14 protein-coding genes and 1 pseudogene are annotated in these 12,703 nt (G+C 43.5%); 6 read left to right on the forward strand and 9 right to left on the reverse strand.

The window, feature by feature from the left end; translation table 11 throughout:
• Positions 1 to 28 precede the first annotated feature (28 nt).
• The 6 genes from KUA48_RS15175 to KUA48_RS15200 all read right to left on the reverse strand — a co-directional run bounded on the left by KUA48_RS15175 (position 29) and on the right by KUA48_RS15200 (position 4,600).
• Positions 29 to 1,276, reverse strand: a complete 1,248-nt coding sequence (locus KUA48_RS15175; protein ID WP_118255956.1) for an MFS transporter — start codon at positions 1,274 to 1,276, stop codon at positions 29 to 31.
• Positions 1,277 to 1,297: 21 nt separating this feature from the next.
• Entirely contained in the window at positions 1,298 to 1,837 is a 540-nt protein-coding gene (locus KUA48_RS15180) for a methylated-DNA--[protein]-cysteine S-methyltransferase (protein ID WP_118155235.1), read from the reverse strand.
• A 26-nt stretch (positions 1,838 to 1,863) separates the two neighbouring features.
• A complete protein-coding gene (locus tag KUA48_RS15185) occupies positions 1,864 to 2,250 on the reverse strand; it encodes a VOC family protein (protein WP_118155238.1) in 387 nt (128 codons plus the stop codon).
• 84 nt (positions 2,251 to 2,334) lie between these two features.
• Positions 2,335 to 2,814, reverse strand: a complete 480-nt coding sequence (gene msrA / locus KUA48_RS15190) for a peptide-methionine (S)-S-oxide reductase MsrA (protein WP_334649337.1) — start codon at positions 2,812 to 2,814, stop codon at positions 2,335 to 2,337.
• Between the two features lie 548 nt (positions 2,815 to 3,362).
• Positions 3,363 to 4,118 carry an MBL fold metallo-hydrolase gene (locus tag KUA48_RS15195; RefSeq protein ID WP_153080475.1) on the reverse strand — a complete coding sequence of 252 codons (756 nt, stop codon included), beginning with the start codon at positions 4,116 to 4,118 and terminating at the stop codon, positions 3,363 to 3,365.
• Positions 4,119 to 4,225: 107 nt separating this feature from the next.
• Positions 4,226 to 4,600 (reverse strand): helix-turn-helix domain-containing protein, encoded by a 375-nt coding sequence (locus tag KUA48_RS15200; protein WP_203055050.1) that lies wholly within the window; start codon positions 4,598 to 4,600, stop codon positions 4,226 to 4,228.
• A 17-nt stretch (positions 4,601 to 4,617) separates the two neighbouring features.
• Between KUA48_RS15200 and KUA48_RS15205 the strand changes: the two genes are divergently transcribed.
• The 3 genes and pseudogenes from KUA48_RS15205 to KUA48_RS15215 form a co-directional block, all read left to right on the forward strand.
• Positions 4,618 to 5,325 carry a nitroreductase family protein gene (locus KUA48_RS15205; protein WP_118255952.1) on the forward strand — a complete coding sequence of 236 codons (708 nt, stop codon included), beginning with the start codon at positions 4,618 to 4,620 and terminating at the stop codon, positions 5,323 to 5,325.
• Positions 5,322 to 5,552 carry a hypothetical protein gene (locus KUA48_RS15210; RefSeq protein ID WP_153080474.1) on the forward strand — a complete coding sequence of 77 codons (231 nt, stop codon included), beginning with the start codon at positions 5,322 to 5,324 and terminating at the stop codon, positions 5,550 to 5,552. The genes KUA48_RS15205 and KUA48_RS15210 overlap by 4 nt, the downstream gene beginning before the upstream one ends.
• A gap of 420 nt (positions 5,553 to 5,972) precedes the next feature.
• Positions 5,973 to 6,263: pseudogene (locus KUA48_RS15215) on the forward strand (IS1380 family transposase); the annotation flags it as partial.
• Between the two features lie 109 nt (positions 6,264 to 6,372).
• Here the strand turns inward: KUA48_RS15215 and KUA48_RS15220 are convergent.
• A complete protein-coding gene (locus tag KUA48_RS15220; RefSeq protein ID WP_153093966.1) occupies positions 6,373 to 7,167 on the reverse strand; it encodes a 4Fe-4S binding protein in 795 nt (264 codons plus the stop codon).
• Positions 7,168 to 7,827: 660 nt separating this feature from the next.
• On the opposite strand from KUA48_RS15220, the gene ltrA reads away from it, so the two are divergent.
• The 3 genes from ltrA to KUA48_RS15235 all read left to right on the forward strand — a co-directional run bounded on the left by ltrA (position 7,828) and on the right by KUA48_RS15235 (position 11,101).
• A complete protein-coding gene (gene ltrA / locus KUA48_RS15225) occupies positions 7,828 to 8,907 on the forward strand; it encodes a group II intron reverse transcriptase/maturase (RefSeq protein ID WP_203055052.1) in 1,080 nt (359 codons plus the stop codon).
• Positions 8,908 to 9,075: 168 nt separating this feature from the next.
• On the forward strand, positions 9,076 to 9,969 hold the full coding sequence (locus tag KUA48_RS15230) for a LysR family transcriptional regulator (protein ID WP_118255738.1): 894 nt from the start codon (positions 9,076 to 9,078) through the stop codon (positions 9,967 to 9,969).
• Positions 9,970 to 10,054: 85 nt separating this feature from the next.
• The gene (locus tag KUA48_RS15235; protein WP_153087261.1) at positions 10,055 to 11,101 is read left to right on the forward strand and encodes a YeiH family protein; all 1,047 of its coding nucleotides are present in this window, start codon (positions 10,055 to 10,057) and stop codon (positions 11,099 to 11,101) included.
• Positions 11,102 to 11,188: 87 nt separating this feature from the next.
• Here the strand turns inward: KUA48_RS15235 and KUA48_RS15240 are convergent, their stop codons facing one another.
• Together KUA48_RS15240 and KUA48_RS15245 are read right to left on the reverse strand one after the other, a co-directional pair.
• On the reverse strand, positions 11,189 to 11,692 hold the full coding sequence (locus tag KUA48_RS15240; RefSeq protein WP_218433292.1) for a hypothetical protein: 504 nt from the start codon (positions 11,690 to 11,692) through the stop codon (positions 11,189 to 11,191).
• On the reverse strand, positions 11,692 to 12,339 hold the full coding sequence (locus KUA48_RS15245; RefSeq protein ID WP_218433293.1) for an AAA family ATPase: 648 nt from the start codon (positions 12,337 to 12,339) through the stop codon (positions 11,692 to 11,694). The genes KUA48_RS15240 and KUA48_RS15245 overlap by 1 nt, the downstream gene beginning before the upstream one ends.
• Between the last annotated feature and the right edge of the window lie 364 nt (positions 12,340 to 12,703).

A 12,703-nucleotide genomic window follows, 5' to 3' on the forward strand; every position in this document is an offset into this window, starting at 1 on the left:
ACAATTATTTAAAATCAAAGTCTTTCATTTACTTTGCGTTTTCATCAGTTTCTTCAACGCTTCTCTTCTGGGTATTCGGCAAGAATCCTGCTATGATGCCGAGCAATGGCAGGAAGGCACTCACCTGGAAGATAAACTCAATACTGGTCTTGTCGGCTAACCAGCCGAAGAACGCTGAACCAAGTCCTCCCAGTCCGAACATCAGGCCGAAGAAAATGCCTGCTATCAATCCCACTTTATCTGGCATCAGGTCGGTGGCATATACCACGATGGAAGAGAAAGCCGAGGCAATGATCAATCCTGACAGGAAGGTAAAGATGATGGTCCACGTGAAGTTGACGAAAGGCATGGCGATGGCGAAAGGTGCTGCTCCCAGAATGGAGAACCAGATGACATACTTTCTGCCAAACTTGTCACCTAGCATTCCTCCTGCCACCGTACCTATAGCAAAGGCGGCAAGGAATACGAAGAGGCACAGCTGCGAGGTCTGTACCGATACGCCGAACTTATCCATCAGGAAGAAGGTGAAGTAACTCGTAATGCATGCCGTATAGAAATACTTGGAGAACACGAGCATGATGAGGATAAACAGAGCCCAATACTTCACCCTTTTAGAGATATGGGTATTAAGAAGGGGCTGTTTCTGGGGATGGTTCACCACGTAAGTCAGTCGTGCCTTATACCAGACTCCCAATCTTACCATGATGATGGCGGCAAGCAAGGCTGCAAGGGCAAACCAGGAAATGGCATGCTGTCCGAAAGGCAGGATGATGATGGCTGCCAGCAGTGGTCCTACTGCCGAACCGCCATTGCCACCCACCTGGAAGATGGATTGTGCCAGACTCTTCTTACCTCCCGATGCCATCTGTGCCACTCTCGAAGCCGTGGGATGAAACACAGACGAACCCAGACCTATGACACTTACAGCCAGAAGAATCAGAAAATAATTCTCGGCGAAAGCCAGCAGGAGCAGGCCCACCAATGTGAAACACATGCCGATGGAGAGGGCATAGGGACGGGGATGCTTATCGGCATAGAGTCCTGTGAAAGGTTGCAGGATAGAAGATGTCATCTGGAAAACCAGCGTGATGATGCCTATCTGTGCAAACGAGAAGTCGAACTTATCCTTCACAATCGGATAGATGGAAGGGATAATCGACTGAATCATATCGTTCAGGAAATGGGAAATGCTACAGATGATGAGCATGGAATACACCGTACCCTCTACCATCGTAGGATTTCCCTTGATTTTACTGCCTATTGACTTGATGTTCATTTCTTTTATTTTTTGTCTTTTTTATTTTCTTATTTGAAAATCAACATTATGTTGTTTTTGTTCTGCTTCAATCTCTAATAACCTTCTCTTTGCATCCAATCCTCCGGCAAAACCTGTAAGGAGATGATTGCTTCCGATAACACGATGGCAGGGAATGAAAATGCTGATGCCATTAGCTCCGATGGCACCTGCCACGGCTCTTGTGCCATTGGGGTTACCCATACTTATGGCTATTTCCTTATAGCTCCTTGTTTCTCCGTAGGGGATGTTGAGCAATGCACCCCATACTTTTTTCTGAAAATCGGTTCCTATAGGGTGCAACGGAATATCGAATGTCCTGCGGCTGCCGGTGAAATATTCATTCAGCTGCTTCTTGGACAGTTCCAGGATAGGGGATGTTTCTATCTTGAACACTGCCTTCATATACCGCGAAAGCCGAAGCTTATTGCGCTCTGAACATGGCATTTCATTCCAATCACAAAGGCACAATTCATCGTCCACCGATGCCAGGATGATTTCTCCACAAGGCGAACTGTAATATTGGATACTTACTTGCTGCATTATATCAGACACGATTGAACAGATTCTTATTTTTCATACAGTTCTATCGGCAAACCATCTGGGTCACTGAAGAATACAAATCGCTTGCCTGTATATTCATCTGTACGGATGGGTTCATGAGCGATACCTTTATTGTCAAGTTCATCTATAGCCACCGAAAGCTCATCCACCTCAAAAGCAAGATGACGCAGTCCAGCTGCTTCCGGATAAGAAGGACGTGCAGGTGGGTTAGGGAAAGAGAACAGTTCTATGACATACGTGTCACCAAGAAAGCAGTCTGCCTTCCAGGAGTCGCGTCCTTCACGATAGTTTTCACTTACAATCTTCATTCCGAGCACATCTGTATAGAAATGCTTGGATTTCTCATAGTCGGAGCAAATCACGGCTACATGATGGATTTTGTTAAGTTTCATAGGATATTGTTTTATTGTTAATCAATGATTTATCAACTACAAATGCTTTATTTACCTCTCTGATATTTTGCTGAAAATTACTTCTCAGAATTTCTTCGTTCTCAGATGGCAATAAGGCTCACCATCTGTTTTTTCATAATAATGCTGGTGGTAGGCCTCACCAATGTAGAATGTCTCCTCTGGCAGGAGCAAGGTATTGACCTCGTCACCCTTACTACGGAGAAGTTCCGTCACATGTTCGGCTGTCTGCTTCTGAGATTCATTACGATAGAAGATACAGCTGCGGTATTGTGGCCTCAAATCAGGACCAACACCATCGGTCTGTGCCGGGTCGTGAATCTCGAAGAAGAGTTTACATAAGCTCTCATATGAAACCTGTTGGGGATTGAACTCCACGATGACGGCCTCTACGTGGTGCGTCTTGTGCCCTCGTACATCGGCATAGGAAGGAAAAGCCTCTTTGTCGCCGGTATATCCTGCCAGGGTATTGAGTACACCGGGCTGTTTCTGAAACTGATGTTGCGCGCCCCAGAAACATCCGCAGGCAAAGATGCCAACCTCTATACTGCAGTCTTCAGGCGCATGATAGATGTCAACCTGAGAGCATTTTTCGATGGCTGCCTTTATCATTTCCAGTGCCTTGCCATGTTTCTTCTGAAGGTCTGGGTAGGCCTTACCTCTCTGAAAGTTATGTTGGAGGTCATTGTACTTTACTTGAAGTGCAATGGGATTTTGAGAATCGATAATGCTCTGCACATAATCGAAATAATCAGTTCCCGGCTGATGTGTAAGGATGCGAAGGGCATTCACTACACCTGTGGGAATACCTTCATGAAGCAAATCCTCAAAGGAGTAGGAGGTATCTTCTACCACATCATGCAGAAAGCCTGTCATCTTTTCCTCGTCTGCATGGCCCATCAAGCCCACTGTGAGTGGATGAAGAATAACAGGATAGCCATCGCGATCAAGTTGACCGGCATGGGCTGACGTTGCTATACGGAGTGCTATATCAATTGGATTCATTGTTAATTATGTCATTCTATGTTTATAATCTTGTCGTATCTCTTGCCTTGCTAGTCCTGGAATGATTACCACCCTTCATGGAGCAAGAATCATATATCTATCGATTCGCCCTCATGTGCTATCTTCCAAAACGGAATTTGCACAGCATCGGTAAACTCTTTCATACGCCAGGCGCTTTTGAAACCACTTGCCACAAAATGCATTGGGACAAACAGACCTGTCTGGAATTGCTCTATGAACTGTCTTGCACCACGGGTATAGCCATTACCTATGCGGCCATCTACAGGAAACAGCACAACATCAAAACTATCAGTCATTTTTCTGATGTCCTTGAGTTCACCCAAATATTGCTTCTCGTCTTTTTGAGGGTCTATCTCGCCAAACTCAAAGCTCCAGATGGTTCCACCCTGATAGTCGGAAGTCAAGAACCTGGCGTACCAATTATTCAGATCGCCTGCATGAAAGATACGCTTGTCTGCAACTTCTACTATCCAAGACACACCGCTATCATTACTACCGGCTGCAACTATCTTTATATTTTTGTCGCACCATGATTTTCCCTTTACCATCAAGACGTCAGCTTCGTCCTTTTGGCATCTGTTATGTCTGAAGATATCCTTGGAGAGTATATAGGTAAAAGAGGTATGAGGGTAGCACTGGCGCCATGAAAAGATTTCCCGAGAGAAGTGATCTTCATGGAAATGACTTACAAGTACATACACAGGCTTACCCTTGGACAGAATCACCGGCATACAATCGGCGGGATCCATCCAATAATCGAAGACCAATACGCAGGATTGGGTCTCCACTGCAAAACCACTATGAAAGATATATGTCAATTTCATGATTCTCATTCTGATTTACGATTGAATCTTTGAATTCTTTCTTGGACGATTTGAAATAGGTATGTTTCAACTTACCGTCCAAAACCGATAGCTTTTCTCATATCCTACTATATTAAAACGGTTTGACGAATCTCATATTTAACCTCCATGCCAAGGATATCCATGATTTTTTCAACCGTCGATAGGGAAGGGTTGCCTTTACCGCTCTCTATTTTCTTGATGGTAGAAATGGCTATCTCAGACATGTCAGCGAGGTCTTGCTGGGTTATCCCCAAGGCCTTACGCTGCAATTTCATTACTTCTTGAATTTTCATACCAAGTAGTGTATTATATTGTACTTTTCCTGCAAAGTTAACAAAAGAATCTAGATTACGCAAGAAAAGGTATAATATATTATTCTTTTTATAAAAAATTATAAGTTTCTGAGATTTTTCTTGGTTTTTTGCCTTTGAATATTGTTTTTTTCTTAACTTTGCATGCACAATTCATTATAGAAATCATGACTATAGAAGAAGCTATCAAACAAAGACATAGTGTACGAAAGTACATACACAAACCTCTTTCAACTGAGGTAGTTAGAGCACTTGAAGAAAAAATCTTGGAGTGCAACAAAGAGGGTGGCCTTCACATACAACTGGTTACCCAAGAAACCAAGGCATTCTCCGGCATTATGTCATATGGAAAATTCCATGGCGTGGAGAACTATCTTGTAATGGCTGGGCAAAAAGCTGACAATCTTGATGAGCGTATTGGCTATTATGGCGAACAGCTTGTGCTGCTTGCCCAAGCTCTAGGACTCAATACCTGCTGGGCAGGATTAAGCTATCGCAAGGTGAATGGAGCCTACAAGATTGAAAAAGGGGAGAAGTTGACATGCATGATTGCCTTGGGATACGGAGAGTCACAAGGGGTTAGTCACAAAATCAAGACCATGGAACAGGTGAGCAATGCAACCAGCAACTCTCCTTCATGGTTCCGAAAGGGCGTGGAAGCAGCTCTTCTTGCTCCCACTGCCATCAATCAGCAGAAGTTCTCATTCTTCCTGCAAGACCAGAAAGGTACAAAAGTTGGTTGTAAACCCAAAGTTATTGCCAAGAGAGGCTTCTCAATGGTAGGATATACCAAGATGGACCTCGGCATTGCCAAGCTTCACTTTGAAATAGGAGCAGGAAAGGAAAACTTTAAGTGGGTGGTAAAGAAAGGATGAGAGACTTCACGGAAATATGGCAACTTCAAGATACCATCATTACAGCAGTCAACGCATGCGGTTATGGTGTCTGGGATTTGCACGCTACCAGTTGGGGATTTCATCTGGAGTTAACAGAGCATTTGGATGATGCAGAAATCTGCAATATCTGCAATCAACTTCCGCTTTCTGGAGATTATGAAGGAGAAGGCATAAATGGTTCTATTCTAAGTTTGTACAACTACTGATTATTGATGTTCAAAAAATAAAAGATAGATTATTATGCAGATATTATAGGCAAATGCAAAAATCATGTTTGATAAGGCAGACAGGAAGCCTATCTCCGTGCCACTCTTCCAATCAGTTGCCAATGTCTTGGCCGAAGAAATGGCAAGGATGAATGTAGAGGAATTGGCTAGGCAACTGGATTGCAGCAGCAAGATTTTTTTCATCCTCTTTCGGGAACTTGCTTTCACCCCCACTTTCATTATAAGAGGTCTTATGGTAAATAGAATGTTTGCAGTACACCCTATTGAGAAGAATCACTATATCCTAATTTCCGCAACACTATAATTTAATATTTTTTATAAGCACCTGAGCAACAAAAAGTTGCTCAGGATTTTGCCATGTCAGAAATTTCACTTATCTTAGTGTTGCAAAATAAAAACAATCTTCGTGGTGGCAAGGAACGCATCTTCGATGACATGAACAATGGCTTTGGCTGGAATCGATTGCCAAAATCGTTCATGGCACAGAATATTGTATTCCTGCTTATGACAGCTCTCATCAGAAACTTCTACAAAGCTATTATGCAGAGATTGAAAACCCATGAATTTGGATTGCGTGCCACCAGCAGAATCAAGACCTTTGTTTTCAAGTTCATCTCTGTTCCTGCGAAATGGATTAAGACATCACGTAGGCATGTATTGAACATTTACTCAGACAACAATGCTTATGCCTTATTCCCATTGAAAAGAGTGGTATACAGGTTCATGCGCATCCAGTTCACCAATACACTTCCTACATCGAAGACGATATTCTTGTATCTACTCATTGCTATCTGATTCTTTAAACATTCACATAGAAAAATTCAGGCTGCTTAGGTTCCGAATACGCTTTCTCGAATTTCCAGCTGACAGCCTTATACAGCAGGCCACCGAAAAGTCGGGCTTGCTCAGGACAGACCACGACACAGCGTCCGCAAGAGATGCATTTCTTTTCGTTGGTCTTGTAGGGTTCCCCCATAGTGATGGCTCCGACAGGGCACATTTTCACACAGGCATGGCAGGATGTACATTTTCCCTTACTTCCTTCTGGATGCAGAGGAATAGGCTTGGTATCACGATAAGGGCGATTTCCATTTACCATCAGTCGGCTGACTGCTGACATCTTTGGTATCTGGAGTAGAAGTTCCCTACTCTTTGAAGCAAAATCATGGAGTTTCTCCATATCATCCGCATTAGGTCTTCCTTCTGCTATCTTGGGAAATATAGAATGCTGGGCTATGACGGCTGCTGCTGAGAGCAACTTGAAGCCGTGGGATTCCATCAGATCCTTCAGTTCTATGAGCGTATCATCATATGCTCTGTTTCCATAGACTGATACGATGATGGCTGGGGTATTGTTTCCAAGAAAACGTCTCAAAGAGCGAACTGCCATTTCCGGGACTCTACCAGCATAGGAAGGTACGCCCACTATCAGCAGATCGCCATCACTTCCCAGCGAGACATCATCCTTCAGCACGTCTGAGGTAATGTCATACTCAATGACAGGCTTCTGAAACTGGGATGCTATCTCACGAACGATACGTTTGGTGGAGAAAGTGGCACTAAAATAGGCCAAATGGATATTCTTCATGTTCATAATGTCTTTGTTTTCTTTTTGTTGGGTGCAAAGTTACTATTTTTAGGCGAAACCAGCGAGTGATTTCTAGAATTTTGTTATCTTTGCAGAAGATTGTGTGTCCTGAGACAGAATGAAGTCTGATATTGGCTATATTTGATAAATTTCTGTCGTAACTTCTAAAGAGATGGTGGCAGCCCCACCGCATTCGGCATGCAGGTGCTGATTGCAAACCACTTTGTGCTGCTCTGATGGAAACAGATGGGTAGTGAACGACAATTGAAAGCCTTCCGTAAGGTTGGTAAGTTATGTGTCAAGGAGATGAACGCAAGTGAACCATTGATGACGCATCGTTAGCAAAGTTAGCAAGTCACATCAGAACTAAGGTCTATTCTTCATCTTGGGATAATGGCAGAGGAAACCTGTTTACTGTCTGCTGGGTGTGCGGTGTAGAGATGGCATGAACTTGACATGGGCTCTTTGGAGGAACAGGAGAAATAGACATGGAATGCTAAGGGAAAATGCTGAGAGCCGTGACACGCAAGGCAGAAAGTACTGATGTCCATGTCTGTGGCGGACTACCTCGTAGTAGTGCTGAAGTTTCTGTAATGGGGATGGAGCGAAGGGGGTAGCGTGCTTAGCCAAATTTAAAGTCCAACTTAAGAAATTGAGGATGAAACAATGAACGAGGCAAAACCTTTTGTAATAGACAAGCGATTGGTGTGGGAAGCTTACCACAAGGTGAAGGAAAACAAGGGCAGTGCGGGTATCGATAAGGTTGACCAGAAGACATTTGACAAAGAAATGTCCAAGAACCTTTATAAGATATGGAATCGCATGAGTTCTGGATGCTACTTTCCCAAAGCGGTAAAGCTGGTAGAAATACCCAAATCCAATGGCGGTACTCGCCCTCTGGGCATACCGACGATTGAATATAGAATAGCGCAGCAGGTAGTAGTATCAGTACTGACTCCCATACTCGAACCTATCTTCAAGGAAGATTCCTACGGCTATCGTCCAGGCAAGGGAGCGAATCAAGCCATAGCCAAGGCTAAGGAGCGCTGTTATGTGACTCCCTGGGTGCTTGATATGGACATAAGTAAGTTCTTTGACACAATCAATCATGAATTGTTGATGAAGGCTATCCGCAAGCATACAGAGGAGAAATGGGTACTTCTATACATTGAGCGGTGGCTCAAGGTTCCCAATCAGACATCGAAAGGTGAAGTGATAGAGCGAACGATGGGAGTTCCCCAAGGTTCTGTGATAGGTCCGGTTTTGGCAAACTTGTTCCTTCATTACGTCTTTGACGAATGGATGTTGCGTAACTATCCAACGATTCCGTTTGAGCGTTATGCAGATGACACCATCTGCCACTGCGTATCGGAGAAGCAAGCCCGGTTCTTGAAAGCTGTTCTAATGAAACGCTTTGAAGAATGTGGATTGAAACTGAATGAGGAGAAGACAAAGATAGTCTATTGTAAGGATAGCAATCGAAGAGGTGACTCGGAGCATACTTCCTTTGACTTTCTAGGCTTTACCTTCAGACCTAGAGGTGCAAGAAACAGAAAGACGGGTCAAAACTTTACTGCTTTTCTCCCTGCAATAAGCAATAAGTCGATGAAGAGGATTAAAGAAGCCGTAAGGGCTTGGAAACTGAATCGTAAGACTTTTGCTTGTCTGCTAGACATAAGCACTGAAGTTGATACGCAGATTAGTGGATGGATGAACTACTTTGTACCCTATCCACGTCTAGATTAATAAAGAATATAAACTAAGAAACAAAAGAGTTAAGTACGAAGAGCCGTGTGATGGGAGACTGTCAAGCACGGTTCCGAGAGAAGGGTGGGTGAAATTCCCTCCACTTACTCGACTGCTGCACTCGGCATCATATTGACGAGGATTTTTGAAATAACAAAGGAATATAAAATGATAGATACAAGACTGAAAGTTTTCAGAAGTGTGGCTACACTCCTGAGTTTCACTAAGGCTGCCAACGAACTGTTCATCAGTCAGCCTGCCATCAGTAAGCACATACAAGAGCTTGAAAAGGAATATGGGGTGCAACTGTTCGACAGAATCGGCAATCGCATCCAGCTCACCCGTGCCGGACAACTTATGCTTGACCATGCCTGCAAGATTATCGATGCCTATCAGAATCTCGATTTCGACATGAAGAAGCTCACAGAGAAATCAGGTGGCGAACTGCGCATCGGAGCCAGTACCACCATCTCACAATATGTTCTCCCCGAACTGATTGCTGAATTCAGGAAACTATACCCCGACATTCGTATTACCCTGCTCAGCGGAAATTCTCATGAGATAGAGGATGCGCTTGCTGCAGGAAGGATAGATCTGGGTATGGTGGAAGGCATCAAGCGGCAGCCCACCTTTAAATACACTCCTTTCATGAAAGATGAGCTGGTGGCGTTCGTACATTGTTCCAATCCCCTAGCCCAGCAAGATGAGATTTCTTTGAATCTTCTCAGGCAGACACCGATTGTACTGCGTGAATTAGGTTCCGGAACCTTGGATGTCATCCAAAAAGCCCTGCAGGAAAACGGCATTGCTCTTTCTGATCTGAACATTGAGATGAATCTGGGAACCACAGAGGGCATCAAGCATTTCGTGGAACATTCCTTAAGCATGGGTATCATCAGCATAAGAGCCATCTACAGGAGTATCTATGAACAAGTATTCAAGGTTCTGGAAATTGAGAATCTGAAGATGGAACGAGAATTTCTATTTGTTGAGAAGAGGGGCGAGACCGCTAAACTCCAGCAGACATTCAAGAGATTTATAACTAAAGATTATAACGTATAGTTATTATGTATATACAACATCTCATGATTTTTCGTACCTTTGCACCCGCTTTTCAAAAGCGAATAACCGACAAAAAAAGAAAAATATGAGATTATCAGAACAAAGGAGCAGTATGCTGCATGGCGTATTGCTCATCGCGCTCTTCGCATGCGCTGCTTTCTACATCGGTGGCATGGACTGTGTGAAAGCTCTTTCGTTTAGCCCCATGGTAGTGGGCATCATCATTGGTATGCTCTATGCCAATAGTTTACGTAACAACCTGCCTGATACCTGGGTACCGGGCATCAAGTTTTGCAGCAAGCGAATCCTCCGCACAGGCATCATCCTTTATGGTTTCAAGCTCACCTTCCAGGATGTGATGGCTGTGGGCTTCTCTGCCATCGTAATGGATGCCATCATCGTATGCGGCACCATCGGTTTGGGAATCCTGGTGGGAAGACTCCTGAAAATTGACCGCAGCATCGCACTGCTCACCGCTTGCGGAAGTGCCATCTGTGGAGCTGCTGCAGTATTGGGTATAGATGGGGCCATTCGTCCGAAGCCTTACAAGACGGCAGTAGCCGTAGCCACCGTAGTCATCTTTGGAACATTATCCATGTTCCTCTACCCTATTCTCTACAGGGCTGGCATCTTTGACCTATCACCAGATATGATGGGACTCTTTACGGGTTCCACCGTTCATGAAGTAGCCCATGTGGTAGGTGCAGCCAATGCCATGGGAGCCGAGGTGAGCAACAATGCCATCATTGTGAAGATGATAAGGGTGATGATGCTGGTACCGGTATTACTGGTGATTGCATGGACCGTTGCAAGGGATGTTGCCAAAAGAGATAATCTGGAAAATACTGATACCAACAAGCCTAAAATCAGCATTCCATGGTTTGCCATTCTCTTCCTGGTAGTGATCGGATTCAATTCTCTTGATTTGCTTCCGGAAAGCATAGTGGATTGGATTAACCAACTGGACACCTTCCTCCTGACCATGTCCATGGCAGCATTGGGAGCCGAAACAAGCTTTGACAAATTCAAGAAAGCTGGCATTAAGCCTTTCCTCTTGGCTGCCATTCTTTATTGCTGGCTCATTGGAGGTGGATATTGTCTGGTGAAGTTTGCCATTCCTTACTTGCAATAATAGTATCACATATATGATACTGTCAAAACAGAATATCCATGTGAAATATTGAACGATTCACATGGATATTTTTATTCGTTAACGTCTTTACTTTCTTCTTCTCCAAGGTATTTCAACCGTAGGCTCGTAAGCTTTCAAGTCTTCATCACCTGTAAAGCTTTCAACTTCATATCCTAAATCTGTATAATATTTTACCACCTCAACAATAGAAGCATCGCCTAAAGCTTGCCCTCCTATAACAGTGATCTTCCACTTCTCTGCCAACTTTTTTAAGTTTTCAGGATTCCACAAACTGCTTTGTTCAGTAAATGTAGCCCATGGTGATTTCTCATCAGCCGAATCGATCATGATTTGAGCAAATTCCTCACCTAATGACATTCTGTCTCCTGAAGAATGAGCTATATGATTTTCTGTCTCAATGATCGTTGCCAGTGGCAGGATAAAGGTTGTTCCTTTCTTCTTTTCTTCCTCTATTTTCTCTGAGACCTTCTCGTATGTAACCAAGGCATTGCTTGGACCACAAGTTTCCTTTCCTGATACTTTGAGCCAAACGTAAAGTACACTCGTATCAATCACCAATACCTTTCTCATTATATTTTATCGTTAACCATCATTCTACCAATTGTTCCTGAAGCCATCAATTTGGTTAGATTCTCTTTTTCTTCCAAGAGATTGACATGACTATCACCATTCTCATCACGGGTAACATAGCTGACAAACGGAATCATCTTGTTGCCTAACTCATCTAACAAAACTGGATTATGCGTCGTACAGAGCACATCAACCTGGCGCTGTCGTGACAAGTCCTTCAACATATCAACCAACTCCTTAGCACGAGAAGGATGCAAGCCATTATCCACCTCTTCGATAAGCAATAAACTATGAGGTGCAACCGCCAAAAGAGCTACGACAATCGCTATAAAACGAAGCGTACCATCACTCATACCTCTTGCATCAACAGGTTGTTCGGGATTCCAATCCTCATAATAATAAAGCATGTCATCCGACTTAATCAGGCTAACAGGCTCAGATATCACCTTGTTAATATCACGCTCAGGAAGTGGTCGAACATAGCTAGACACCAGTGCTTCCACCTTCTTCTTTTCCTCAGGTGCCAATGCACATAAAACGCCAGCTACATTACTACCATCAGACTTCAACTCTTTTGAAATCTTGCAGTAATCACGCATCTTAGCAGGAACAGGATCAAGAATGATGATGCTACTATACTTGCCCAAATTGCGGTGAGTTAATAGACCGTGACCTGAATGTAGAAAAAAATATACTTGATGAAGGTTTAAGAAATATATCGGCAGGAACTGTCGATTACACTGATGGAAAGGGCGTAAGACTTGCTTGCAAGCATTCCTTGATGAAGTCGGAATCCTACAAGTCTTTAGCTTGTGGGTAGTTCAATTAATGTTAGCGGATAATAGTATCCGTTTTCAGCCTGTAAAAGTACAAAAATAAGATACTACGTCACAAATTACTCAATAATTTGCCACAAAAGTACAAATTTTCAGTGCATCCTATCTGCACAGTACTAAAAAAGCCACCAGTTTTACTGATGGCTCACCGATTTAAGAAATAAACTAATCAATT

It is taken from the genome of Segatella copri, from assembly GCF_019249795.2.
Lineage (GTDB): Bacteria > Bacteroidota > Bacteroidia > Bacteroidales > Bacteroidaceae > Prevotella > Prevotella copri_B.